This window comes from Sinomonas sp. T428B, from assembly GCF_056780155.1.
The window spans coordinates 171,000-195,741 of record NZ_JBRAZR010000001.1; the positions used below are offsets into that span (position 1 = coordinate 171,000).

Here is a 24,742-nt window from a genome sequence, read left to right on the forward strand (position 1 = left end):
GACGTTGCGGGGTCACCTTTCAAGGATGCGAGGTCACCTCTCAAGGCTGAGGGGACAATGTCAGCTCAATGACCCCGCATCGTTGGGACGTGACCCCGCATCGCTGGTTAGCGGCGTGGGGTGTACCTCTTCGCGCGGGCCGCGGCGAAGCCGCACGCCGGGCGCTCGCCGGCGCGCAGCTCGAGCACGTGGCGCTCGACGGCGTCGCACATCCGCCGGCAGAAAGTCTCCCGCCCCGCTCCCTCGAGCGACCCCTCGGGCACGATCTCGTCGACCACGCCGAGGGCCTGGAGGTCGTGGGCCGTGATGCCCTGCGCCCGGGCGAGCTCGGGCGCCCGGGCGGCCGTCCGGTGCAGGAACCCGCTCGCGCCCTCCGGGGGCAGCGGCGCAAGCCACGCGTTCTCGGCGGCGACCGTGCGGCTCGCCGGCAGGAGCGCGATCGCCCCGCCGCCCGTGCCCTGGCCCAGCAGGACGGACACCGTCGGGACCGGGGCGGTCGCGAGCTCGTGCAGGCAGCGTGCGATCTGCCCGGCGATCCCGGCCTCCTCGGCCGCCGGGGAGAGCTCCGCCCCGGGGGTGTCGATGACGGTCACGAGCGGCAGCCGCAGGTCCCGCGCGAGCCGCACCGCCCGCCGCACGACACGCAGCCCGCCGGGCCCGAAGGGCTGACCCGCGCTCCCCGTATGGCCCACGACGACGCACCGCGCCGCCCCGAACGCCGCGAGCGCGAGGAGCGTCCCGGCGTCGTGCTCCCCCTCGCCGCTGCCGGTGAGCGGCAGCACCTCGGCCCCGCCGGCCGCGAGCAGCTCCGCGAGCCGGGGCCGGCCTGGCTCGCGCGTGGCGAGGACCGCGGCCCACGGGTCCCGCCGGGCGGGGGCCGCGGCCGGCGGCCGGGCGGCAGCGCGCGCCGTGCCGGACGCGGACGCGGACGACGGCGCGAGGAGCCCGAGCGCGCGGGAGAGGAAGCCGCGCAGCTCCCCGGGGGGCACGACGGCGTCGACGAGCCCGTGGGCGTGCAGGTTCTCGGCCCGCTGGACGCCGCCGGGGAAGTCCTCGCCCGTGATCGCCCGGTGCGCGCGCGGGCCGAGGAAGCCCAGGAGCGCGCCCGGCTCGGCGGCGGTGACGTGCCCGAGCGAGCCCCACGAGGCCATGACCCCGCCGGTCGTGGGGTGCCGCAGGTAGACGAGGTACGGCAGGCCGGTCGCGCGGAACTCGTCGAGCGCGGAGGCGACGTCGACCATCGTCACGAACGCCGCCGTCCCCTCCTGCATCCGCGTGCCGCCGGACGCGGGCGCGGCGACGACGGGCAGCCCCGCGCGCGCGGCCCGGCGGAACGCCCCGGCGATGCGCGTGGCGGTCTCGACCCCGACCGACCCGGCGAGGAAGGCGAACTCGCTCACGATGAGCGCCACCCGCCGCCCGGCGATCCGGGCCTCGCCGGTCAGGACGGCCTCGTCGGCCCCCGAGCGGAGGCGCGCCTGCTCGAGCTCCTCCCGGTAGGCGGCGGGATGGCCGGAGACGTCAGGCGCTGGGTCCCACGGGACGAACGTCCCGCCGTCGGCGAGAAGCCCGACGACGTCGATCGCCGGCGTCGTGCGCGGGCGGAGCTGCGCGGGGGCGCTCATCGCACGGCCTCGAGCTCGCGGGCCCCGAGCCACTCCCGGATCGCGGCGCCGTGCTGGTCCAGGAGGGGAGGGGCCGTGTGCGCGGTGCGGGTCGTCTCGCCCGCGTCGCCCGGGGCGAAGAACCGCACGGCGGGCCCCGGCAGCTCGACCCGCCCGAGGATCTCGTGCTCGACGGCGACGACGAGCCCCTGGGAGCGCACCTGCTCCCACGCGTACACCTCGTCGAGCGAGCGGACCTTTCCTGCTGGGACGCCGAGCTCGGCGAGGCGGGCGAGGAGCTCCTCCGGCCCGTAGCCGGCGAAGGCCTCCTCGATCGCGGCCAGGAGCGCGGGTCGGTTCCGGACGCGCTCGGCGTTGGTGGCGAACTCGGCCCGGTCCGGGTCGAGGCCGAAGGCGACCGCGAACGAGCGCCACAGCTTCTCGCTCCCGACGCTGATCTGCACATGCCCCCCACGGCATGGGAAGAGCCCGTACGGGGCGATCGAGGGGTGGTGGTTCCCCTGCGCCTGCGGCACCTCGTGGGCCACGGTGGTGCGCGTGCCCTGGAAGGCATGGACGCCTACGACCGAGGAGAGCAGCGACGTCCGCACGATCTTGCCCCGGCCCGTGCGCTCGCGCTCGTACAGCGCCGCGAGCACCCCGAAGGCCCCGTTCATGCCCGCGAGGAGGTCCGCGATGGGGACGCCGACGCGCTGCGGATCATCCGGGCCCGAGCCGGTGAGGGACATGAGCCCGGCCTCGCCCTGGACGATCTGGTCATAGCCGCTGCGCCACGACTCGGGCCCGTCGTGCCCGAAGCCCGTGATGGACAGGACGACGAGGCGCGGGTTGAGCGCATGAAGCTCGGCGGTGGAGAAGCCGAGCCGGTCGAGGACGCCGGGCCGGAAGTTCTCGACGAGCACGTCCGTCCGGGCGATGAGCCCGCGCAGGACGCGTGCGCCGTCGTCCGACTTCAGGTCCAGCGCCACCGACTCCTTGTTGCGGTTGCACGAGAGGAAGTACGTGGCCTGCGGATCGTCCTCGGGTCCGGCGAACGGCGGGCCCCAGCCCCGCGTGTCGTCGCCGGTGCCGGGCGCCTCCACCTTGATGACGCGGGCGCCGAGGTCGCCGAGCATCATGCCGGCCTGGGGCCCCGCGAGGGCGCGGGAGAGGTCGACGACGACGGTGCCGGCGAGCGGGGCGGCGGCGGGTTCTCCTGTTTCGGGCAAGGGGGTATCGCGGAAGCGAGTCACGGAGGGTCCTTCGGGGTGGAAGAGAAGATGGAAGAGGAGGCGAGAAGGGAGAGAGGCTCAGAGCCAGCCGGGAGCAACCATGACGGCCCAGGCCAGGAGCGGTCCGATCACCACGACTCCGGTGGAGTAGACGAGGATCTTCTTGTAGAAGGCGTCGCGGTCGACGCCGGACGGAGCGTTGGCGAGCACGAGGGCCCCGTTGGTCGAGAAGGGTGAGACGTCGACGATGGTCGAGGCCACGGCGAGGGCGCAGATGAGGCCGGTGGCTCCGACCTCGCCGGCCAGGAGGAACGGCACGGCCAGCGGGATCAGGGCGGCGAGGATCGCGGTCGAGGAGGCGAAGGCCGAGACGACGGCGCCGATGTAGCAGATGAGCAGCGCCGCGAGCAGCGGGACGCCCATGCCGGCGACGGCGTTCGAGACGTACTCGATCGTGCCGGCCTCCTGCAGCACGCCCACGAAGGTGAGCATCCCGCCGAGCAGCAGCACCGTGGACCAGTCGATCTTGTTGACCGCGCCCTTCTGCGCCTTCGGCGAGAACAGCGCGAGGACGACGGCGACGGTGAGGGCGACGAAGCCGACGTCGACCCTCAGGCCGAGCGCGACGACGGCGAGCACCACGAGCCCGAGGATCGTGACGATCTGGGGGAGCCGGCGCTCGCCGGAGCCCGAGCCGTCGGAGCCGGCGGAGCCCGAGCCGGTGCGCGTTGGGGGCGGTGCCGAGGAGCCGGCCGGGTCGGCGGGGCCGTACATGCCGGAGCCGTAGCCCTTGAAGTCGACGTCACGGCCGGCCGCGGCGGCGGCCACGGCGATCCTGCTGCGGTTCATGCGGGCCTCGGCGGCACGCTCGACGAAGTCCTCGGCCCGGGCGGAGAGCAGGCCCCTCCCGCCGAGGGCGACGAAGAGGATGACGGCGATGAGCACGTTGAAGATCAGGCTCGAGAGGAACACGGCCGTGGGGCTCACGTCGAGGCCGGCCTTGGCGACGATGCCGTTGACGGTCACGCCGTAGACGGAGATCGGGGAGAAGCCTCCGCCCTGGGCGCCGTGGATGACCATCATGCCCATGAGCGGCGGGCTGATCTTGTACTTCCCGGCGAGGCTCAGCGCGATCGGGGCGATGATGGCGACGGCGGCCGGGGAGAGCGCGCCGACCGCGGTGATGAGGGCCGTGATGGCGAACATGATCCAGGGGATCAGGGCCACGCGGCTCCGGACGAGCCTGACTGCGCCTTGGACGAGGAGGTCCACGGTGCCGTTCCTCTGCGCGATCGCGAAGAGGTAGGTCACACCGACGATGGTGAGGAACAGGCCGCCGGGGAAGGACTTGAGGATCTCGGCGGTGTCCATCCCGAGGACGAACACGCCGAGGACGAACGCGCCCACGAAGGCGAGGGCGCCCATGTTGACGGGCAGGACGGTCGCCACGATGAACATCGCGGCGAGGATGACGATCGACAGGACTTCAGGGCCCATGGGTCTTCCTTCGGACGGGGGAATGGTCCTTTGCCAGACGGTTCACCACCTCGTCGCCCTTGACGTGGCGTGGTGTGGATCACTGTCCCGCAGATTGGACTAGCCAATAGGACACTGGGCCTCCTTGTCAATCCTTCGGTAGGATAAAGACCGGGCTCGAGAGGCGAGGCCCGCAGTCACCGGAAGGCGATGGGGAAGCATGGCTGGAGGCAGGATCGACCGGGTAGAGCGCCCGCGGCTCTACGAGCAGGTCGTCGAGCGGCTCATCGACCACGTGATCGCCCAGCACCTCGAGCCGGGCGACAGGCTCCCGCCCGAGCGGGACCTCGCGGAGAACCTCGGCGTCTCGCGGGCCACGGTCGCCCAGGCGCTCGTCGCCCTCGAGGTGCTCGGCGTCATCAACGTCCAGCACGGCAACGGCGCCGTCCTGCTCTACCGCCCCTCGAACGCCGCCGTCCTGCGCGGGCTGCGCGAGCACGCGGACCGGCTGCCCGACATCGTGGACGCCCGCAGCGCCGTCGAGACGAAGATCGCCGCCCTCGCCGCGTCCCGCCGCACCGACGAGGACCTCGAGCGGATCGAGGACGCCCTGCGCGTCATGGGCGAGGACATCGCCGTCGGCGGCCGGGGCCTCGAGGGGGACGAGCTCTTCCACGCCGCCATCACGGCGGCCGCGCACTCCTCGGTCCTCGCCCGCATGATGGGCCAGATCGCGGACCTCGTGCGCGAGACCCGCATCGAGTCCCTCGGCCAGGAGGGCCGGCCCGAGAAGTCCCTCGAGTCCCACCGCGCGATCGTCGAGGCCATCCGCGCCCAGGATCCCGAGGGCGCCGCACGGGCCATGGAAGAGCACATCGAGCTCGTCTCGGACGTCGCGCTGCTGCGGCCGTAGCCGAACGCAGCCCCCGCCCGCTGCCGTCATCAACGGCCAGCCCCTCTGGTTTCGCCCCCGCCCCCATGGGTAGGGTCGGGAGACCATGCCGACGCCGCACGAGAGCACAGACCTGTCCGCAACGGCCTACTGGACCACGGGTCCGTGCCGGGGCGAGCTCCGCCGCGAGCGCCTGTCCGAGCCCGGCCCCGGGGAGGCCCTCGTGCGCGCCCTCTACTCGGGGTGCTCGCGCGGCACCGAGACCCTCGTGCACACGGGCCACGTGCCCGAGCGCGTCGCCGGGATCATGCACGCCCCGCACCAGGGGGGCGAGTTCCCGGCGCCCGTGAAGTACGGCTACCTCTCCGTCGGCGTCGTCGAGCAGGGCCCGCCGGGGCTCGAGGGCCGCACCGTCTTCTGCCTCTACCCGCATCAGGACCGCTACGTCGTCCCCGTGGGGGACCTCGTGCCGCTGCCCGACGGCGTCCCTCCCCGCCGCGCCGTCCTCGCCGGCGCCGTCGAGACCGCCGTCAACGCGCTGTGGGAGGCCGGCCCGCGCCTCGGCGACCGCGTCGCCGTCGTGGGCTGCGGGCTCATCGGCGCGGCCCTCGCCGCGCTGCTCGCCCGCTTCCCGCTCGCCCGGCTCGAGGCCGTGGACCGGGACCCGGCGAAGGCCCGGCTCGCTGCGGCGCTCGGCGTCCCGTTCGCGTCCCCCGAGGACGCCGCCGGGGACTGCGACCTCGTCTTCCACGCCTCCGCGAGCCCCGAGGGCCTCGCGCGCTGCCTCGAGATCGCCGGCGACGACGGCGACGTCATCGAACTGTCCTGGTACGGCGACGGCGGCGTGAGCGTCCCGCTCGGCGCGGACTTCCACGCCCGGCGCCTCTCGCTGCGCGCGAGCCAGGTCGGCCAGGTCGCCCTCCCGCGCCGGCACCGGCGCACGACGGCGCAGCGGCTCGCCCTCGCCGTCGGCCTCCTCGAGGACGAAGCCTTCGACGCCCTGCTCGGCGGGGAGACGGCGTTCGCCGAGCTGCCCGCGACGATGGACCGCCTCGCCTCGGGCGAGCTGCCCGGCCTGTGCCACGTGATCCGCTACCCGCAACCCGAGGAGGGGCATGTTCAGCCTGACCGTCCGTGACCACGCGATGATCGCCCACAGCCTGCCGCGCGAGGCCTTCGGGCCCGCCCAGGGGCTGCACGGGGCGACCTTCGTCGTCGAGCTGACCGTCCGCGCCGACGCACTCGACGAGAATTCGATCGTCATGGACATCGGCGAGGCGTCCCAGATCCTCGCGGAGGTCCTCGACCCCCTCCGCTACCGCAACCTCGACGAGCACCCCGAGTTCGAGGGCCGGCTCACGACGACGGAGGCCATCGCCCAGCACGTGGCCGAGGCCGTGGCCGGGCGCCTCAACGGCCGGGAACACCTCGCCGCGGTCGAGGCCACGCTGCGGGAACATCCGGACGCGTGGGCCTCGTGCGCCGTGGAGCTCGGCGGCCGCCCGAAGGGGCGGCGCCGGCGGTCCTAGTGGGCACTGGCCCGGGGGCGGGTGCGCCAGCCGGGGTGCGGCTCGTCGTCGCCCAGGGGCTCGGCTACGCCTCGGGCGGGAACGTCTACAACGCGCGCATCGCCGAGGCCCTGCGCAGCCTCGGCCTCGCCGTCGAGGTCCGCGGCGTCCCGGGCGAGTGGCCCGTGGGCAGCGCCGAGGACCGGGCCCGGCTCGCGGCGGCGCTGGCAGGCGCCGCGGGCGCAGAAGGCACGGACGACGGCGGGGCTCGGCTTCCCGGCGGGGCGGTCCTCGTCGACGGGCTCGTCGCGTGCGGCGCCCCCGAGGAGACCGCGCGCGCGGCGGCCGAGGCCGGGGAGAGGGGGGCCCGTCTCGGCATCCTCGTGCACATGTCGCTGCCCGACGCCCCCGGGCTCGGCGGGCCCGAGGCCGAGCGGCTCGCGCGGCTCGAGGCGGCCGCCCTCGGCGCCGCCCACGTAGTGTTCAACCCGAGCGCCTTCGCCGCCGCGGGGCTCGCCCGGCGGTACGGGACGGACGCGCGCGTCGCGAGGCCCGGCGTCGTGCGCGGGCCGGAGGCCAAGGGGAGCCTCGCGGCGTCCGGCGAGCCGCGGATCGTGTGCTTCGCGGCGCTCCTGCCCGGCAAGGGCCAGCTCGGGCTCGTGCGCGCGCTCGGGAGCCTGCGTGAGGCGCCATGGACCGCCGAGCTCGCGGGGCACGACGGCGCCGACCCGGCCTACGCGGCCCTCGTCCGCGGAGAGGTGGCGCGGCTGGGCCTCGAAGGCCGCGTCGAGGTGCCGGGGGAGCGGCGCGGTGCGGCGTTCGGGCAGGCCTGGGATCGGGCGGACCTGACGGTGCTGCCGTCGGTGTCGGAGACGTTCGGGCTCTCGGTCGTGGAGTCGCTCGCGCGGGGCATCCCCGCCGTCGTCGGCGCGGGGACGGGGGCCGAGGAGGCACTGGGCCTCTCGCTCGCGGGCGGGCTCGGCCTCGCGGGCACAGCGTGCGGCACGGGGGAGGGCGAGCTCGCGGACGTCCTGCGGGCCTGGCTGACGGACGCGGCGCTCCGGGAGCGGTGGCGGAAGGCCGCGCGCGCCGCGAGGCCGCTCCTGCCGGGCTGGGACGCGACGGCGCGCGTGGTCGCCGAAGGGCTCGGCCTCAGCGTGTGAGCGGGCGGGAAGGCGTGTAGGTGAGCAGAGGCCGGTCAGCCGCGCCAGCGCAGGGTCATGAGGAACCCCGCGATCGCGATGCCGAAGCCGATGAGGATGTTCCAGTTGCCGAGCTCGGGGAGCGGGAACCTGCCCTGCGTGATGTAGAAGGCGATGATCCACAGCAGGCCGAGGACCATGAGCCCGAACATGACGTACTTGTACCACTGCGGCGTGGGTCCCGCGGGCTTCGCGGTGCGCGCAGCACGGGTCCTGGCGGGGCGGCGCTCCTTGGATTCGGGCACTGGTCCTCCTTGGGCCGCGTCGGCTGCGCCGGGGCCCGCTTGATATCCTGCTGACGTTTGGCACGCGCGCGTCGAGCGCAGGCGTGCCGACGCTTCGGGTGTTCTCGGCTGTCATTCTAGACGCTGCCCCTGTGGCCAGGGCGCAGCCAAGGGGCGGATGGCCTTCGCGTTCACGAAGGGAGGGGCCGTGGCCGCAACGCGTACAACCGCCCGCAGGGCTGCACGGGGACCTCACGACCGTCCGCAGGGCGGCGTGGGGCGTCGACCGTCGCCGGGGGCGTTCGCGCTCCAGGTGTTCGGCGAGCTGCTCCTGACCGTCGGGGCGATCGTGGTCCTGTTCGTCGTCTGGCAGCTGTGGTGGACCAACGTCGAGGCCGAGGCGCGGCAGGGCGCCGTCGTGCGCGAGTTCGCCCAGGAGATCCAGGCCCCGGCCCCGCCCCAGCCGTCCGCCGCGCCCGCCCCGACCCCCACGGACTACGGCCCGCCGCCGGTCCCGGAGGGCCTCTCGAACGGGGACGTCCTGGGCGTCATGTACATCCCGCGCTTCGGCGAGAACTACGCCCGGCCCGTGCTCGAGGGCGTGGGGCGGGACGTCCTCGACACCCTCGGGCTCGGCCACTATCCGACGACGGCGATGCCCGGCGCGCCCGGCAACTTCGCCCTCGCGGGCCACCGCCAGACCCACGGGGCCGTGCTGGACAACATCGACCAGCTCAAGCCGGGGGACCGCATCTACCTGCAGACCCGCGACGCCTACTACACGTACGTGTTCCGCGACAGCGAGATCGTGCTCCCGCGGCAGACCGACGTCCTGCTCCCCGTGCCGCACGAGCCCAACGCGAAACCGACGGAGAGCCTCCTGACGCTCACGACGTGCCACCCGCGGTACGGCAACCAGGAGCGGTTCATCGCCTACTCCGTCCTCGAGTCCTGGCAGCCGGCGTCGGCCGGCCCGCCCGCGGAGATCGCCGCCCGCGTCGCTGCGGCCATGGGAGGTTCCTGATGTACGCCTGGATCTTCCGGCACCTGCCGGGCCCCCTGTGGGTGCGCATCCTCACGTCCGCGCTCCTCGTAGCCGGCGCCCTCGTGCTCATGTTCCAGTACCTGTTCCCCTGGATCAACGAGCTGACCAACGCCTCCAGCAACACGATTGGCCTCATCCTGCTATGACCACACGCATCCTCGTCATCGACAACTACGACTCGTTCGTCTACACGCTCGTCGGCTACCTGCAGCAGCTGGGCGCCGAGACGACCGTGGTGAGGAACGACGACGTCTCCCTCGCCGAGGCGGTCGAGCTCGCTGCCGCGCGCGACGGCGTCCTCATCTCCCCCGGGCCGGGCAACCCGGCCGAGGCGGGCGTGTGCATCGAGCTCATCCGCTGGTGCGGGGAGAACGCCAAGCCCATGCTCGGCGTGTGCCTCGGGCATCAGGCCCTCGCTGAGGCGTACGGCGGCACCGTGACGCACGCCCCGGAGCTCATGCACGGCAAGACCTCGCTCGTCGAGCACGAGGGCCGCAGCGTCTTCCAGGGCCTCAAGAGCCCGTTCACGGCCACGCGCTACCACTCGCTCGCGGCCGTCGCCGAGACGATCCCGGACGTCCTCGAGGTCACGGCCCACACGCACTCTGGGGTCATCATGGGCCTCGCGCACAAGAGCGCGCCGCTGCACGGCGTCCAGTTCCACCCCGAGAGCGTCCTGACCGAGGGCGGCTACCAGATGCTCGGCAACTGGCTCGAGTCGCTCGGCCTCAAGGGCGCGGCGGCCACCGCGGCGACGCTGAGCCCGCTCATCACGAGCGCCTCGAGCTGATGATCAGCGCAGGCTGACCGCGCACCCTCCCCCGCCATCGACTGCTCCGTACGTGCCGTTCTGAACCCTCAGAACGGCGATTTCGGAGCAGTCGATGCCCTCTTCAGGGGAGGGTGATCAATTTCCCTGGTTGCCCCGGGTGTTCGAGGGTTTCGGCGACGGCGATCCTGACGTCTCGGTCGGGCTGGGGCTCGGCGGCGGGGGCGCCACGGCGACCGTGAGGACCACCGTCCCGCCCTGGTCCACGCTGCCGTCCGCCCCGGGGCTCTGCCCCGTGACGGTACCGGGGGCCGCGACCGAGTTCTCCTGCTGGCGCACGTCCGCCTTGAGCCCGAGGTCCGTGAGGGCCTTCTGCGCCTCCTCAACCGTCTTGCCCCGCAGCTCGGGGACGGTGACCTTCCCGGTCGAGACCGTGAGGACCACCTCGGAGCCGATCGCGACCGTCTGCCCGACGCCGGGGTTCGTGCTGATGACCGTGCCGAAGGGCGCCGTGGGGCTGTTCGCGAGCACTGAGCGCGGGGAGACCTTGAGACCGAGGCCCTCGAGGGTCGAGCGTGCGCCGGCCTCGGTGGCCCCGATGAGGTCTTCGGGGATCGTCTGGCTCGAGGGCCCCTTCGAGATCTCGAGCGTGATCTTCGAGCCCTTGTCGAGCTCCGAGCCTGCAGCCGGGACCGTCCGAACGGCGCGCCCTGCGGGAATGGTGGCATGGTTGACGTACTGGATGGGGTTGAGTTCCAGGCCGTGGCCTTGGAGCTTCAGCGCTGCCTCGGTCTCGCTCAGACCCTCGACTGGCGGAACCTCCACCGAGGCGACGGCGGGCGGCTGGTTCATGTAGTTGTACAGCCACAGGCCGCCGCCGCCCACGAGCAGGAGCGCCATGATGAGCAAGACGGCGATCCACGTGCGCCGGCGTCCCCGGCCCCGACGGGCCCGCTCCTCGTCCCGCGCGTCGTCGAAGTCGATGAGCCCCGCGGCCGGCGGCGGCACGACGGGGATCTCCCCGGTGTCGCCGAGGTGCGTGAGGGCCGCGTGCCGGCCCGTTGTGGCGACGTCCCCGTTTGGGCCGGGGGCTCCCGCGGGGCCAGCCTCGGGGACCGCGGCCGTCGCGACCGTGGGGGCGCCGGCGGCGTCGGGGGCCAGGGACCCGGCCGTGGCGGCAGCGCCGGCGGCGGCAGCACCGGCGGCCCCCGCGCCGGCGGCGCCGAGCGCCGCAGCGGGGATCCCGGCGTCGTCCGCGTCCGCATCCGTCACAGAACCCTGCGCCGGGACGGGCACACCCGCGCGGGCCGCGCGCAGGGCGCGGCGGAACGCGCCGGCGTCCTGGAAGCGATCGGCAGGGTCCTTGCGGAGGGCCTTGTCGAGCACGCTCTGCAGCGCGTCGCTGACCTCGGGGTTGAAGTCCGCGACGGGCTGCGGCGTGGACTGCACGTGCTGGTAGGCCACGGCGACGGGGGAGTCGCCGATGAAGGGCGGCCGCCCGGCCAGGAGCTCGTAGAGCAGGCAGCCGGCCGAGTACAGGTCGCTGCGCGCGTCCACGACCTCGCCCTGCGCCTGCTCGGGCGAGAGGTACTGCGCCGTGCCCACGACCGCCTGGGTCTGGGTCATGGTCGCCGAGGAGTCCGCGGTGGCGCGGGCAATGCCGAAGTCCATGACCTTGACCTCGCCCGTGTCCCGATGAACCATGACGTTCGCCGGCTTGATGTCCCGGTGCACGATGCCCTGACGGTGGCTGTACTCGAGCGCCGAGAGCACGCCGAGCACGTACTCGACCGACTCGTCGATGCTGAGCGTCCCGGCGCGCACGAGCTCGCGCAGCGTCTCGCCGGTCACGAGCTCCATGACGATGTACGGCACCTCGACGGGCTGCGGCCCGCCCGCGTCGGACTCGTGCTCGCCCGTGTCGTAGACCGCCACGATCGAGGGGTGGCTGAGTCCCGCGACCGCCCGCGCCTCGCGCTCGAACCGGACGCGGAACTGCCGGTCCCGGGCCATGTCCGGGCGGAGCATCTTGACGGCGACCGTCCGGCCGAGCCGCAGGTCCCGGGCCTCGTAGACGTCCGCCATCCCGCCGCGTCCCAGGAGCCTGCCGAGCTCGTAGCGGCCCGAGAGCGTGAGGGGACGTGGCATGTTGTCGTCCTCTCGTTGCAGGCGCGGATGGGTGGAGTTCGTCATGGGGTCAGCTGCCGCCGAGCGTCGTGGGGAGGGTCAGGGACGGCGACGGGCTCGGCGACCCGGGCTGGGTCTTGGTGGGGGCAGTCGTCGCGGTGGCCGGTGGCTGGACCACAAGGTAGGTGACCGTGATCGTGGATCCCGGATCGAGCGGACCGCTCGGCGTGACCCCGGTGACGGCCCCCATCGTGCCCGTCTGGGCGGCGACGGGGTTGAGGAAGACGTTCATCCCGAGGGCCTCGAGATCGCTCTTCACCGTAGCGTAGTTCTGCCCGAGGTACGCGGCCTCGATGACGTTCACCTTCGCCGGTACCGTCGGCGTGGTCCGGGTCGGCGCCGCGGTCGTCGTCGGGCTCGCCGACGTGGTCGTCGGGGACGCGGCCGTGGACTGGCTCGGCGAGTTCGTGGGCAGCGGCGAGGGGCTGAACAGGCCCGCGTTCGAGAGCCAGACGCCGATCAGGACGAACAGCAGCAGGAGGACGAGCGCCACGAGCGGCCACGTGAGCGGGCTGCGCTTGCGCTCGGCCCGGCGCGGCTGCTCGGTGATCTCCTCGTCGTCGTCCGCGGTGTACAGCTGCGCGGCGCCCGTGGCGCCGTACCCTGCCTGACGGCCCCGCGCGCCGTCGTCGTCGCCCTCGTGCCCCTGGGCGGTGACGACCGGCAGCGCCGACGTCACCGCGGGACGCGCTGCGTGTGCTGCAGTGGCGCCCGCCGCGAGCCCAGCGCCGCCGACGACGGCGGTCGGTGCCGTCTGCTGGGCCACCGGCGCAGTCATCGCCCCCGTCGCGTCCTCATGCAGGAGCATGCCCGGCACCGCCGCGCGCGCGGCCGCGATGTCGCCGTGGCGGATCGCCTCAGCGGCCTCGGCGAGCTTGATCGCGTTCGCCGGGCGGTTGCGCGGGTCCTTGGCGAGCATCGACATGAGCAGGGCGCGCACGGGCGCGGGCAGCTGCTCGGGCAGGGGTGGCGGGGCGTCGTTGACCTGGGCGAGCGCGATCGCGATCTGGCTCTCGCCGGAGAACGGGCGGTGGCCCGTGAGGCACTCGTAGCCGATCACGCCGAGCGAGTAGATGTCGCTCGAGCCGGTGGCCTGCTGGCCCGTTGCCTGCTCGGGCGCGAGGTACTGCGCCGTGCCCATGACCTGGCCGGTCTGGGTCAGCGGCACCTGGTCGGCGAGGCGGGCGATGCCGAAGTCGGTGACCTTGACGCGGTGGTCCGGCGTGATGAGCAGGTTGCCCGGCTTGACGTCGCGATGCACGAGGCCCTGGCCGTGGGCCACCGCGAGGGCGCGCGCGGTCTGGGCCATGATGTTGAGCGTCCGGTCGGGGGAGAGCACGCGCTCGCGCTCGAGGATCGCGCTCAGCGGCTCCCCGGGGACGAGCTCCATGACGAGGTACGCCGACGCGTCGGCCTCGCCGTAGTCGAAGACGTTGGCGATCCCGTTGTGGTTGAGCAGTGCCGTGTGCCGGGCCTCGTTGCGGAAGCGCTCGAGGAAGCCCGGGTCGCCCGCGTACTCCTCCTTGAGGATCTTGATGGCGACGATCCGTCCCAGCACCGCGTCGCGCGCCTTCCACACCTCGCCCATGCCGCCGATAGCGATCCGGCTCTGCAGCTGGTACCTGCCGCCCAAGGTGATGCCCGACGTCGGTCTCACTTCTTCAACACCGCCTCAAAGATCTTGCTAGCACTCGGACTGGTCAACCTTGCTCCCGTCTGGACGTCCACGCCCTCCATGACGACGGTCACCTGCACCTGGGGGTCGTCCGCCGGGGCGAACCCCGTGAACCACGAGTTGTTCCGGCCAGAGGCGCCGAGCTCTGCCGTGCCGGTCTTGCCGGCGACCTTCACGCCGGGCACCGCCGCGCGGGAGCCGATCCCGGAGGAGACCACGTTGGTCATCCACTCGGTGATCTGCCGCGCGATCTCGGGGCTCGTGGACGTGCGCAGCACCTCGGGCTTGGGCTCGTCGATGACCCGCAGGTCCGGGGCCCGCACGCTCCGTACGAGCGAGGGCTTCATCTGGACGCCGCCGTTGGCGATCGCGCTCGTCATGAGGGCGATCTGCAGGGGCGAGGCCTTGACGTCGAACTGGCCGATCGCGGACTGGGCGAGCTGCGCCTGGTCGAGGCCCTCGGGGAACACGCCGCTCGAGTAGTCGAGGTGCAGCTGGTCCCCGGCGTCCTGGCCGAAGCCGAAGGCGGCGGCCTGCTTGGCGATTGCGTCCTCGCCCAGATCGAGGGCGATCGAGGCGAACGGGGTGTTGCAGGACTGCTCGAGGGCGAAGGAGAAGCTGGCCTCGTTGCGCGTGTAGCAGTTGCCGCCCGCATAGTTCGGCAGCTTCGCGGTGCTGCCCGGGAGCGGCATCTCCGCGGGGTTGGGCAGGGTCGAGTCCGCCTTGTACTTGCCCGAGGCGAGGGCTGCGGCGGTGTCGACGAGCTTGAACACGGAGCCCGGGGCGAGGAGCCCGCCCGTGGGGCCGCTCACGCCCTGGTTGAGGTTGATGCCCGGGACCTTCTGCAGCTCCCCCATGGCGGCCTGCGCCGCGGCGCGGTCGTGGGTGGCCACGGAGTTCGGGTCGTAGCTCGGCTTGGAGACCATGGCGAGGATCGCGCCGGTCTTGGGGTTGGTCACGACGATCGAGCCGCGCTGCCCGTCGGGGATGAGGCTGTAGGCGAGCGCCTGGATGTCCGGGTCGATCGTGAGCTCGACCGAGGCCCCCTTGGGCTGCTGGCCGAGGAAGAGCTGCCGGAGGCGGTCCATGAGCAGCTGGTCGGACTTGCCCGTGAGGGTCTGGTTCATGGTGTTTTCGAGGCCGGTGGAGCCGAACACGTTGGAGTAGTACCCCGTGATGCCCGCGTACAGCGCCGGGTCGGTCGGATACGTGCGCTGGAATTCGCACTGGTCCGAGCCGCTCTCGACCGACTGGGCGATCGGCTTGCCAGCCACGAGGATCGCGCCGCGGTCCTGGCAGAAGGTCTGCAGGATCGCGCGGTTGTTCCACGGGTTGTTCGTCAGCTCGTCCGCCCCGATCACCTGGACGTAGCTGATCGCGCCGAGGATGAGGGCGAACATTGCCGCGACGGCGATCCATGCGTTCCTGATGGCCTGGTTCACTTGATCCTCACCGCCTCGGTCTTGGTGTCCTCGATCCCCCTCCGCTGGCCGCGCCCCGGTGTCGCAGGGGTGGACGACGACGCGTGCCCGGGTGCCTCGTCGGGCCTCCACGGGGTGGTGTCCACGGGGCGCCGGGCCGCATTCGAGATGACGAGCAGGAGTGCGACGATGATCCAGTTCGCGAGGAGGGACGAGCCGCCCGCAGCGAGGAACGGCGTCGTGAGCCCCGTCAGCGGGATCAGGCGCGTGACGCCGCCGATCACGACGAAGCACTGCAGGCCCATGGCGGCCGAGAGGCCGCACGCGAGGAGCTTGCCGAACGAGTCGCGGGCGCCGAGGGCGGCGCGGAAGCCGCGCGTGATGAGCAGCCCGTAGCAGAGCACGATCGCGAACAGGCCCACGAGGCCGAGCTCCTCGCCGAACGCGGCGATGATCATGTCCGAGTGCGGGAAGGGCACGAGGTCGGGGCGGCCCTCGCCGAGGCCCGTGCCGAGGAGGCCGCCGTTGGCCATGCCGAAAAGCCCCTGCACGATCTGGTAGCTGCCGCCCGGGTCGCGTCCGAACACCTCTTCTGAGAACGCGTTGAGCCAGGAGTCCAGGCGCGCGGCGACGTGCGGGAAGATCCGGCCCGCGGCGAACCCGCCGACCGCGACGAGGGTGAGGCCGATGAGCACCCAGCTCACGCGGCTCGTGGCCACGTAGATCATGACCATGAAGAGGCCGAAGAACAGGATCGAGGAGCCGAGGTCGCGCTGGAAGACGAGCACGCCGATGCTCACGAGCCACGCGGCGAGCATGGGGCCAAGGTCGCGGAAGCGGGGAAGCTGGAGCCGGCCGATCCGCCGGCCCGCGAGCAGGATGAGGTCCCGGTTCGTGGAGAGGTAGCCCGCGAAGAACACCGCGAGGGTGATCTTGGCGACCTCGCCCGGCTGGAACGTCGCCGGCCCGAGCTTGATCCACACCTGGGCGCCGTTGATCTCGCCCGCGCTCAGGCCGGGCACAAGCGGCATGACGAGCAGCACCGCGCTGACGATGAGCGAGATGTACGTGTACCGGCGCAGGTGCCGGTGATCGCGCAGGAACCAGATGACGGCCGCGGCCAGGGCCATGCCGAGGAGGGTCCAGCGCACCTGGGCGTTGCCGTACTCGGTCTGGGCGGTGTCGAGCCGGTGGATCATGGCGAGCCCGAGCCCGTTGAGCGTCACGACGAGCGGAAGGATGAGCGGATCGGCATACTTCGCGCGGAAGCGCAGCACGACATGCACGGCGAGGGATGCGACCGTGAGGAGGGACGCCTGGAGCCAGAAGTCGCCCTCGAAGGACGTGCCGTTGTGCAGGCCGATCATGGCGTTCGCGCCCACGGCCACAGCCAGCGCGAGCAGCAGGAGCCCGAGCTCCGCGTTGCGCCGGGACCTCTGCACGGTGTCCACGCCGCTCATCGAGTGCCTCCCAGGCAGGGGTCGGGGGTGGTCGTCGGGCTCGCCGTGGCCTCGGGCGCCGGGCTTCCCTCGGGTGCCGGGCTGCCTTCGGGGGCCGGGCTTCCCTCGGCGGCCGGCGGGGCGGACGACGGCGGCGCGGAGCCGCCGGGGCTCGGCGTTCCGCCCGATCCGGGGAGGCAGCCCTGCGGGTCTTCCTGGATCCTCCGGACGATCTCCTCCGCCCCCTCGAGGCCGTCCGCCGGCACGCCCGAGCGCAGGCGCTGTTGGGTGTAGGGGCTCAGAGAGTCGACGCTGATGGCGGAGACGGTGTGCACGTGCGAGAGCGGGATGGGGCCGAGCTGCTGCGAGACGCCGTTGTAGATCGCGACCCGGCCGTCGTACGCGCCCACGTAGTAGCGGGTCTGGGTCCACGCATAGCCGAACCAGAGGCCCAGGATGACCGCGATGGCCGCGAAGGCGACGAGCCCGATCCGGAGCCAGCTGCGGGCCGGGCGCTCGGACTCCGTCAGTTCCTCGAGTTCCGCCTCGGCCTCGGGGCTGCGGTGCGTGAGCAGGGCCGCGGCCCGGCGGGCCGCCGTGCGGCTCGCGACGGACGGCAGCGAGCCGGACTCCGCGGCGGCTGCCGCCGCGCCCACGAGCTCATGCGGGCGGCTGTCGAGCTCACGCCGCAGGACCTCGGCGGACAGGTGCGCGCCGAGATTCGGGTCGGTGGCCGGCTCCTCGCGCACGGGCTCGAGGGTGTCCTCGCCCTTCTCGAGGGCCTCGGCGGGGGCATCGGCCTGGGCCGCGGCACCGGTCGTCGCGGCACCAGTGGTCGCCGGGGCTCCTGCGGGGGCCCCCTTCCCTGCCGGTGCTGCCTGAGCACCCGCCGCTGGCGGGGCTGCCGGCGCTGCCTGGGCGGTCGCCACGGTCTGGGCCGCCGGCGCTCCCTTGCCCGCCGCCGGGGCCGCCGCCCCTGCCTTGGCCGGCGCGCCTCCGCCCGCCGCCGGCTCCGCCCCGCCGTCGTGCTTGATCGCGGGGGCAGGCGTCGCGGAGCCCGCCGAGGTCACGGGAGTGCGCGCGGCGGCCGCGGCGGTGAGGGGCGCGGCGGCCGGCGGCTGCGCGGGAGCCGGGCGGGCTCCGTCGTCCGGCTCCGCGGCCACGACGTCGGCGACGATGACGGTCACGTTGTCCGGTGCGCCGGCCGCGAGCGTGAGCTCGATCAGGCGGTCGGCGCACTCGGCGAGGTCCTCGGTCTCGCGCAGGGTGCGCTCGACGATCGGCAGCGGGACGTAGTTGAGCCCGTCGGAGCACAGGAGCCAGCGCTCGCCCTCGACGGCGTCGAATGTGTCGAGGTCCAGCTCGGGACTCGCGTCGACGTCGCCGAGGACGCGCATGAGCACGTTCTTGTGCGGGTGGGTCTCGGCCTCCTCGGGCCGCAGGCGGCCCTCGTTGATGAGGCGCTGGACGAAGGTGTGGTCCGTGCTGACCTGCTCGAGGTTGTTGCCGCGCATCCGGTACGCCCGGGAGTCGCCGATGTGCGCGAAGGCGAAGGTCCCGCCCGAGAGCAGGATCGCCGTGACAGTGGTGCCCATGCCCGCGAGCAGGGGGTTCGACGCGACGAGCTCCGAGAGGAGCGCGTTGGCCGTCTGGATCTCGTCCGCGAGCTGGGTCTCGGCCTCGTCGCCCGTGTAGTCGCCGCGGTCGAGGTGGATCAGGTCCAGGACCGTCGAGGCGCTCGCGACGTCTCCGCCCGCGTGCCCGCCCATGCCGTCGGCCACGACGGCGAGATGACGGCCCGCGTAGGCGGAGTCGTCATTCTTGGAGCGGAGCCGGCCCACATCGGAGCGGGCCGCGAAGCGGAGGACAAGCTCGGGGTCAGCCAAAATCAGGGCCTCAGCTCGATTACGGTCTTGCCGATGCGGATCGGGACGCCCAGGTCGACCGGCTGGGCGCGGGTGAGCTGCTGGTCGGCGAGGTAGGTGCCGTTCGTCGAGCCGAGGTCCTCGATGAACCACCGGCTGCCCTGCGGGAACAGGCGCGCGTGGCGGCCCGAGGCGTAGTCGTCCTCGAGGACGAGCGTGGCCTCCTGCGCGCGGCCGAGGAGGATCGGACTGTCGGCGAGCTGCATCATCGTGCCGGCAAGGGGGCCCTCGACGACGATGAGCTGGCGGGCCTGCTGCCGCGCCGGGGGCTCGGCGAGCTCGGGATTGCGGCGGATCTCCCGCGCGCTCGGGGCGCCGGTCTTGTTGCGGCGCCCGATCGCGAGGTCGCGGCGCATGGCGCCGACCACGCTGAAGACCAGAAGCCACAGCAGCAGAAGGAAGCCCAGCCGCAGGGCGGTGAGCGTCAGCTCGTTCACGCGGTTCCTCCCCGGGGTGCCGGAAGCATGCGGAAGACGATCTTGGTGCGGCCCATGCTGATGGTCGAGCCGTCCCGGAGTTCGGCGCTGCCCTGGACGCGCTGCCCATTGACGAAGCTGCCGTTGGTCGAGCCGAGGTCGACGGCGCGGGCCTCCCCGCCCTCGACGCGGATCTCGAGGTGGCGGCGGGAGACACCCGTGTCGTCCACGACGATGTCCGCCTCGGACGAACGTCCGAGGACGACCGACTCGGAATTGAGGGAGTAGCGCTGCCCCTCGATCTCGAGGACCGGGGTCAGCCGGACGGGCGCCCGGCTCGGCGCCGGCGGCGCGGACGGGCGGCGGACCTCGCCCTTCTCGGTGCGCGAGGCGACCTCGAACTCGCCGGCGCGCAGGGCGGAGTCGTTCCGGAAGGAGAACCGCACGGGGCCCTGGAGGGTGTAGCCCTGGGAGCGGGCGTGCTTGACCGCGACGTCGCACAGTTCCTCGGCGAGGGACTCGCCCCACTCGCGGGCCCGCTCGAAGTCGGCATCCGAGAGGTGCGCCTCGAAGACGTTGGGGGCCAGCGTGCGGCCCTGGCTGATGGCGAAGGCCTTGTGGTCCATCTCGCGGCGCAGCCGGCTCGCAATCTCGACGGGCTGGACCTGGCCCTTGGAGCCGGTGGAGAAGACACCGTGGACGGCCTTCTCGATGCCGCGCTCGAGCCTGTCGAGCAGTCCCATGGCCCCTCCTCTCGGCGTTGTCTTTCGCGTTCCCACGCGTTGCTCGTTCGTGCCTGTAGACGTGATTCAGCGTCCGCGCGGGCCGCCGTGGCCGTGCGCAGTCCTGTGACGATAGTAGTCGGAGCGTCTGGGTCAGAGCCGAATGCGCCTGTACCGTCCCGGTAACGATGGATGCCGGGGCCCAGTGCCCGCGCGGGAGACGGGTTTCTCGCGGCCCGCGCCGATTTCGCAATCGGCTGAGGGCTCGGCTATGCTGGTTCTCGCTGCTTTCGCACCCACGGGCCTCGCAAGGGATTCGTGCGGACTGCGGGAGTGCCACGCGCGAGTGGCGGAACGGCAGACGCGCTGGCTTCAGGTGCCAGTGTCCGAAAGGGCGTGCGGGTTCAAATCCCGCCTCGCGCACAGGCAGGGCCCCGGTTTTCACAACCGGGGCCCTTTCGCGTTACCCCACGTCACCCAACATCTTTGAGCGCGATCGGCCGGATGACCTCGCGCAGGGGCGTGATGACCCAGCGCTCGCGCGTGGCCCGGAACTCCTCGCGCGTCGAGAACTCGTACAGGGCAGCACGGGCCCGCACCCACCGCGGCCGCTCGCCGTCGAACGGGTCCTTGCGGAGGAGCTTGAGGGTCGCCCGGTCCGCCTGCAGGAGCTTCACGAGGAACTCGTAGAACCACTCCTCGTGCACGGTGCGCAGGGGCAGGAACCACATGAGCCAGTCGAGCCGCAGGTGGTACGGCGCCCACTGCCGCGGGATCCGGCGGGGCTCGCCGGGCTTGCCGCGGAAGCGGTACTCGCGCCACTCGGCGTCCTCGGCGGGCACCTCGTCGAGCGTGCCCTCGACCACGATCTCGATCCGGTTCTTCGTCACCGACCCGAAGGCCCCATAGGTGTTCACGAGCTGCCAGCGGTTGAAGGCCGCGTTCATGAGCTGGTTCCTCGAGACGAGGTTCTTCGCGGGCCACCACGAGAGCACCACGAGCAGCACGGACGCCGCGAGCACGACGGCGACCCCCGCCCAGGCGACGATGTCGCCCTCGGCGGGCCACGCCGTCGTCCGCCACTGTCCGACGGCGGGCGAGAGGTCCTCTGGGATGAACGGGAAAACGGCGTGCACGACCCGGTCGCTCACGGCTGCGAACGCGAGCACGATCGCGGACCAGTTGAGCCACGCGAAGTTCCCCGAGGCCACGAGCCACAGCTGCGTCCCGATCACGACCGCCGCCGCGGCCGTGCCGACGGGCTGCGGGAAGAAGAGGAGGAACGGGACGACGAGCTGCGCGAAGTGGTTCCCCACGACCTCGGCCCGGTGCATCCACTTCGGCAGGAGGTGGAACTGGCGGCTCAGCGGGCCGGGCATGGGCTGGGTCTCGTGGTGGTAGTACAGCGCCGTGAGGTCGCGCCACTCCTGGCCGCCGCGGATCTTGATCATGCCCGCGCCGAACTCGAGCCGGAACACGAGCCACACGAGCAGGATCAGGATCGGCGCCGGCGGCGGCACCTGGTCCGAGCCGAGGAACGCGACCGTGAACCCGGCCTCGAGCAGGAGCATCTCCCAGCCGAAGCCGTAGAACGTCTGCCCCACGTTCACGATCGACATGTACAGCCCCCACAGCGCCAGGAACGCCACGAGCGGGACCCACCACGGGCCCAGCTGCGGCAGGCCCAGCACGAGGAGCGCCGAAATGACGAGTCCCGCGGCGCACACCCCGCGGAACAGCGCGTCCGAGTATCGGAAGCGGAAGAGGCTCGGCCGGTGCAGGCGGTGGAAGCCCTGCACGTACTCCGGCACCGGGAGGAGCCCCCGCTCGCCCAGCAGCGCCGGGAACTGGTTGAGCGAGGAGAGGAACGCGACGAAGAACAGCGCCGCGACCCCGCGCTGGAGGACGGTCCGCGCGATCTCGTAGTCCTCGGCGGCGAACCACGCCCTGAAGGCCTCGGCCAACCAGCCGGTCCATTCCACGCCTCATCGCTACCCGTCCCGCCGATGCATAAGCAGGGCCGGACCCGATACGCTCGATCCGCCGTGACAGACTCCCAGCCCCGACCCCGCGACGAGCGGTCCCCCCGTGATGCCGGGACCGCGCACGACGGCGGCGCCGCGCCGCCGGGGTCGCACGCGCCGTCGCGCCTCCCCCCGCCCGCGCGGGGTGCCCGGGCGGCGGGGGCGGGCGTCCTGGCCTTCGTGTTCGCGGGCGGGGCGGCCGGGACGCTGTGCCGCTGGGCCCTCGGCGAGGCCCTCCCCGCGCCGGGCGGCTGGCCCCTGGCGACGCTGCTCATCAACCTCGCCGGGGCCCTCGCGCTGGGCGCGCTGCTGGAGTCGCTCGCGCGGCGGGGGCCCGACGCCGGGGCGCGGCGGCTCGTGCGCCTCGGCGTGGGCACCGGCTTCCTGGGCGGCTTCACGACCTACTCGGCCTTCGCGCTCGACGGGGCGCGGCTCCTGCTCGACGGGCGGGCGGCCGAGGCGGCGGGGTACCTTGCCGCGACGGTCCTCGGGGGCGCCGCCGCGACGCTGGCGGGCATCGCGGGGGCCGCGTGGCTGCACCGCGGGGACCGGCGCGGCCTCGCGGCCGAGGCCCGGGCCGCGGTCCACCCGCATGGCGCCGGCCCGGCGCCGGACAGTGCCCCGGGTTTCGGTCATCGCCCCATGCCACGGGACGGGGCAGATTCCGAAACGGGGGGCACTCTTCCCGGCCCGGCGCCGTCGTCCGTTCCGAAGCCGCCTCCGGATGGAGGCCTACGATGAGCCCGGCCGAGGTGCTGCTGCTTGGAGCGGCGGGGGGAGTGGGCGCGGTCGTGCGGTACATGCTCGACACCGCCGTGAGCGCCCGCGTCCGGACGCCCCTGCCGCTCGCGACGATCGGCATCAACGTCACGGGGTCGCTCCTGCTCGGGCTCGTCGCGGGGCTCGTCCTGGGAGGCGTCGCCGACCCGGCGGTCCAGGCCGTGCTCGGCACGGGGTTCCTCGGCGGCTACACGACTTTCTCGACCGCGAGCTACCAGAGCGTGAGCCTCGCGCTGAGCGGGAGGTGGGGCGCCGCCGCCGTCAACGGCCTGGGCACCCTCGCGGCGAGCCTCGCCGCGGCACTGGTGGGCCTCGCCCTGGCCGGCGCCCCCACCTGAGGCGAACCACCCTGCGATGCGGGGTCACCTCTCAACGTTGCGGGGTCACGTCTCAAGGATCCGGGGTCACTTTCCAACGTTGCGGGGTCACGTCTCAAGGATCCGGGCTCACCTCCCTGAGATGGCTGGTCAATGTCCTGTCATCGACCCCGCATCCTAGGGACGTGACCCCGCATCGTAGGGACGTGACCCCGCAACGCTGGGACGTGACCCCGCAACGTAGGGAGGTGACCCCGCGTCGGGCTAACGGCGGCGGAGGGCGCGGAGCACGACGGCGGCGGCGCCCACCATGAGCGCGGCCCCGATCGCGGCCGTATACGTGATCCCCGAGTCGAAGGCCCGGTGCGCCGAGCCGAGGAGCTGCCTGGCGGCGTCGGCCGGCAGGAGCCGCGCGGCCTCGACGGCGCCGCCGAGGGTCTCCCGCGCGTCGTCCGCGGCCTCGGCGGGGAGCCCGGCCGGGACCTCGACCCCGAGCCGGTACGCCGCGCCGAGGATGCTGCCGAGCACGGCCGTTCCGAGGACGGCCCCGAGCTCGTACGCCGTCTCCGAGATCGCCGAGGCGGCGCCGGCATTGGCGGGCGGGACGGAGGCGAGGATGAGGTCGTTCGAGAGGGTCTCGGCGAGGCCTACCCCCGCCCCGACGACGGCGAACGCCGCCAGGAGCGCCGGCATCGACCCGTCCCGCCCGAAGGCGAGCACGACCCCGTAGCCGGACGCGTTCAGGAGCAGCCCCGCGACCATGACCGACCGGGCCGGGAACCGCGCCGCGAGCCGCACTGCCGCGAGCCCCGTCGCGACGGTCAGGGCCAGGCCGGGGAGCATGAGCAGGCCCGCCTCGAACGGCGCCTTCCCGGCCACGAGCTGGAGGTGCTGCGAGAGGAAGTACAGGAACCCCACGAGCGAGAAGATGCTGAAGAGGTTCGCGAGCAGCCCCGCGCCGAACGCCGGGATGCGGAACAGCCGCAGGTCGAGCATGGGCCGCTCGCGCCGCAGCTGCCGGTGCACGAACGCCCAGCCCAGCCCCGCGCCCGCGGCGAGGACGGCAGCGGCGGAGGCCCCGCCGTCGTGCGCGAGCTCCTTGATCCCGTACACGACGCCGACGGCGGCGCCGACCACGAGCGCGATGCTCGCCGGGTCGACGGGCGACGGCGCGGGGTCCCGGGACTCGGGCACGAGCACGGGGGCGAGGAGCAGGGCCGGGACGAGCATCGGCACGGCGATCAGGAACACCGACCCCCATGCGAACTGCGAGAGCAGGGCCCCGCCCACGAGCGGCCCGAACGCCGCGCCGCCGGCGAAGACGGCGGCCCAGATCGCGACGGCGAGGCGGCGCTCGCGGGCGTCCTCGAAGATGTTCCGGATGAGCGAGAGCGTCGCGGGCATGATCATCGAGCCGAACACGCCGATGAGCGCGCGCGCGCCGATGAGCTGCGCGGGGCTCGTGGCGAACGCCGCGGCGGCGGAGACGGCGGCGAAGCCGGTCGCGCCGATGAGGAGGATGCGGCGCCGGCCGATCCTGTCGCCGATCGAGCCCATCGGCACGAGCAGGCCCGCGAGCACGAGCGAGTAGATGTCGATGATCCACAGGACCTCCGTCGCGCTCGGGGAGAGCGCGAGCGTGATCGAGGGGACGGCGAGGCTCAGCACCGTGTTGTCGACGGCGATGAGCAACACCGGGAACATGAGCGCCGTGAGCGCGAGCCAGCGGCGGGCAGCACCTGCGCCGGCGGGACGGACGACGGCGGGCGTCGCCGTGCGCTGCCGGCTCGCCGTGGCCTGGGGTGCGGTGCCGCGGGGTGCTGTCTGGGTCATGGCTGCTCCTTGGGGGTTCGCGTTAACTGTACCGGCTGGACGGTATAGATA

At 73.1% G+C, this 24,742-nt stretch carries 22 protein-coding genes and 1 tRNA gene; 10 read left to right on the top strand and 13 right to left on the bottom strand.

Annotation, left to right across the window (positions count from 1 at the left end; all coding sequences use genetic code 11):
* Positions 1–107 precede the first annotated feature (107 nt).
* From ACUYMY_RS00830 to ACUYMY_RS00840, 3 genes are read right to left on the bottom strand one after another with little or no spacing between them, the layout of a single operon-like run.
* Complete coding sequence (locus tag ACUYMY_RS00830) at positions 108–1,625, bottom strand: carboxyl transferase domain-containing protein (RefSeq protein ID WP_481701751.1); 1,518 nt, start codon at positions 1,623–1,625, stop codon at positions 108–110.
* Complete coding sequence (locus ACUYMY_RS00835; RefSeq protein ID WP_481701752.1) at positions 1,622–2,857, bottom strand: CaiB/BaiF CoA transferase family protein; 1,236 nt, start codon at positions 2,855–2,857, stop codon at positions 1,622–1,624. Before ACUYMY_RS00835 ends, ACUYMY_RS00830 begins: the two co-directional genes overlap by 4 nt.
* A gap of 57 nt (positions 2,858–2,914) precedes the next feature.
* Entirely contained in the window at positions 2,915–4,333 is a 1,419-nt protein-coding gene (locus tag ACUYMY_RS00840) for an SLC13 family permease (RefSeq protein WP_481701753.1), read from the bottom strand.
* A gap of 199 nt (positions 4,334–4,532) precedes the next feature.
* Between ACUYMY_RS00840 and ACUYMY_RS00845 the strand changes: the two genes are divergently transcribed.
* From ACUYMY_RS00845 to ACUYMY_RS00860, 4 genes are all read left to right on the top strand, one after another.
* On the top strand, positions 4,533–5,225 hold the full coding sequence (locus ACUYMY_RS00845; RefSeq protein WP_481701754.1) for a FadR/GntR family transcriptional regulator: 693 nt from the start codon (positions 4,533–4,535) through the stop codon (positions 5,223–5,225).
* A gap of 85 nt (positions 5,226–5,310) precedes the next feature.
* A complete protein-coding gene (locus tag ACUYMY_RS00850) occupies positions 5,311–6,342 on the top strand; it encodes a zinc-dependent alcohol dehydrogenase (RefSeq protein ID WP_481701755.1) in 1,032 nt (343 codons plus the stop codon).
* A complete protein-coding gene (locus ACUYMY_RS00855; protein ID WP_481701756.1) occupies positions 6,320–6,733 on the top strand; it encodes a 6-pyruvoyl trahydropterin synthase family protein in 414 nt (137 codons plus the stop codon). Before ACUYMY_RS00850 ends, ACUYMY_RS00855 begins: the two co-directional genes overlap by 23 nt.
* A complete protein-coding gene (locus ACUYMY_RS00860) occupies positions 6,733–7,875 on the top strand; it encodes a glycosyltransferase family 4 protein (RefSeq protein WP_481701757.1) in 1,143 nt (380 codons plus the stop codon). The genes ACUYMY_RS00855 and ACUYMY_RS00860 overlap by 1 nt, the downstream gene beginning before the upstream one ends.
* A gap of 35 nt (positions 7,876–7,910) precedes the next feature.
* On the opposite strand, the gene ACUYMY_RS00865 is transcribed toward ACUYMY_RS00860, so the two are convergent.
* Positions 7,911–8,159: a cell division protein CrgA gene (locus ACUYMY_RS00865; protein WP_481701758.1), complete on the bottom strand. Its 249-nt coding sequence runs from the start codon at positions 8,157–8,159 to the stop codon at positions 7,911–7,913.
* 253 nt (positions 8,160–8,412) lie between these two features.
* Here ACUYMY_RS00865 and ACUYMY_RS00870 point away from each other — a divergent pair, with 253 nt between their 5' ends.
* Genes ACUYMY_RS00870 through ACUYMY_RS00880 form a run of 3 tightly spaced genes read left to right on the top strand, consistent with a single transcriptional unit; the run spans position 8,413 to position 9,973 of the window.
* Positions 8,413–9,162, top strand: a complete 750-nt coding sequence (locus ACUYMY_RS00870; RefSeq protein WP_481701759.1) for a class E sortase — start codon at positions 8,413–8,415, stop codon at positions 9,160–9,162.
* Complete coding sequence (locus tag ACUYMY_RS00875; RefSeq protein ID WP_481701760.1) at positions 9,162–9,329, top strand: hypothetical protein; 168 nt, start codon at positions 9,162–9,164, stop codon at positions 9,327–9,329. The genes ACUYMY_RS00870 and ACUYMY_RS00875 overlap by 1 nt, the downstream gene beginning before the upstream one ends.
* A complete protein-coding gene (locus tag ACUYMY_RS00880; RefSeq protein WP_481701761.1) occupies positions 9,326–9,973 on the top strand; it encodes an aminodeoxychorismate/anthranilate synthase component II in 648 nt (215 codons plus the stop codon). Before ACUYMY_RS00875 ends, ACUYMY_RS00880 begins: the two co-directional genes overlap by 4 nt.
* 117 nt (positions 9,974–10,090) lie before the next feature.
* Here the strand turns inward: ACUYMY_RS00880 and ACUYMY_RS00885 are convergent, their stop codons facing one another.
* From ACUYMY_RS00885 to ACUYMY_RS00915, 7 genes are read right to left on the bottom strand one after another with little or no spacing between them, the layout of a single operon-like run.
* Positions 10,091–12,100 (bottom strand): protein kinase domain-containing protein, encoded by a 2,010-nt coding sequence (locus ACUYMY_RS00885; protein WP_481701762.1) that lies wholly within the window; start codon positions 12,098–12,100, stop codon positions 10,091–10,093.
* A 49-nt stretch (positions 12,101–12,149) separates the two neighbouring features.
* Positions 12,150–13,796 carry a protein kinase domain-containing protein gene (locus tag ACUYMY_RS00890; protein WP_481701763.1) on the bottom strand — a complete coding sequence of 549 codons (1,647 nt, stop codon included), beginning with the start codon at positions 13,794–13,796 and terminating at the stop codon, positions 12,150–12,152.
* Positions 13,793–15,256, bottom strand: coding sequence for a peptidoglycan D,D-transpeptidase FtsI family protein (locus ACUYMY_RS00895; protein WP_481701764.1), 1,464 nt, complete (start codon positions 15,254–15,256; stop codon positions 13,793–13,795). The genes ACUYMY_RS00890 and ACUYMY_RS00895 overlap by 4 nt, the downstream gene beginning before the upstream one ends.
* The gene (locus tag ACUYMY_RS00900) at positions 15,253–16,695 is read right to left on the bottom strand and encodes an FtsW/RodA/SpoVE family cell cycle protein (RefSeq protein WP_481701765.1); all 1,443 of its coding nucleotides are present in this window, start codon (positions 16,693–16,695) and stop codon (positions 15,253–15,255) included. The genes ACUYMY_RS00895 and ACUYMY_RS00900 overlap by 4 nt, the downstream gene beginning before the upstream one ends.
* Entirely contained in the window at positions 16,692–18,560 is a 1,869-nt protein-coding gene (locus ACUYMY_RS00905) for a PP2C family protein-serine/threonine phosphatase (RefSeq protein ID WP_481701766.1), read from the bottom strand. Before ACUYMY_RS00905 ends, ACUYMY_RS00900 begins: the two co-directional genes overlap by 4 nt.
* 2 nt (positions 18,561–18,562) lie before the next feature.
* A complete protein-coding gene (locus tag ACUYMY_RS00910) occupies positions 18,563–19,036 on the bottom strand; it encodes an FHA domain-containing protein FhaB/FipA (protein WP_481701767.1) in 474 nt (157 codons plus the stop codon).
* Positions 19,033–19,758, bottom strand: coding sequence for an FhaA domain-containing protein (locus tag ACUYMY_RS00915; protein WP_481701768.1), 726 nt, complete (start codon positions 19,756–19,758; stop codon positions 19,033–19,035). Before ACUYMY_RS00915 ends, ACUYMY_RS00910 begins: the two co-directional genes overlap by 4 nt.
* A gap of 319 nt (positions 19,759–20,077) precedes the next feature.
* On the opposite strand from ACUYMY_RS00915, the gene ACUYMY_RS00920 reads away from it, so the two are divergent.
* Positions 20,078–20,160, top strand: a tRNA-Leu gene (locus ACUYMY_RS00920).
* Positions 20,161–20,210: 50 nt separating this feature from the next.
* On the opposite strand, the gene ACUYMY_RS00925 is transcribed toward ACUYMY_RS00920, so the two are convergent.
* A complete protein-coding gene (locus tag ACUYMY_RS00925) occupies positions 20,211–21,719 on the bottom strand; it encodes a lipase maturation factor family protein (RefSeq protein WP_481701769.1) in 1,509 nt (502 codons plus the stop codon).
* A 63-nt stretch (positions 21,720–21,782) separates the two neighbouring features.
* Here ACUYMY_RS00925 and ACUYMY_RS00930 point away from each other — a divergent pair, with 63 nt between their 5' ends.
* Both ACUYMY_RS00930 and ACUYMY_RS00935 read left to right on the top strand, forming a co-directional pair.
* Positions 21,783–22,502 (top strand): fluoride efflux transporter FluC, encoded by a 720-nt coding sequence (locus tag ACUYMY_RS00930; RefSeq protein ID WP_481701770.1) that lies wholly within the window; start codon positions 21,783–21,785, stop codon positions 22,500–22,502.
* Positions 22,499–22,879: a fluoride efflux transporter FluC gene (locus tag ACUYMY_RS00935; protein ID WP_481701771.1), complete on the top strand. Its 381-nt coding sequence runs from the start codon at positions 22,499–22,501 to the stop codon at positions 22,877–22,879. Before ACUYMY_RS00930 ends, ACUYMY_RS00935 begins: the two co-directional genes overlap by 4 nt.
* A 243-nt stretch (positions 22,880–23,122) precedes the next feature.
* Here the strand turns inward: ACUYMY_RS00935 and ACUYMY_RS00940 are convergent, their stop codons facing one another.
* On the bottom strand, positions 23,123–24,691 hold the full coding sequence (locus ACUYMY_RS00940) for an MFS transporter (RefSeq protein WP_481701772.1): 1,569 nt from the start codon (positions 24,689–24,691) through the stop codon (positions 23,123–23,125).
* Positions 24,692–24,742 lie beyond the last annotated feature (51 nt).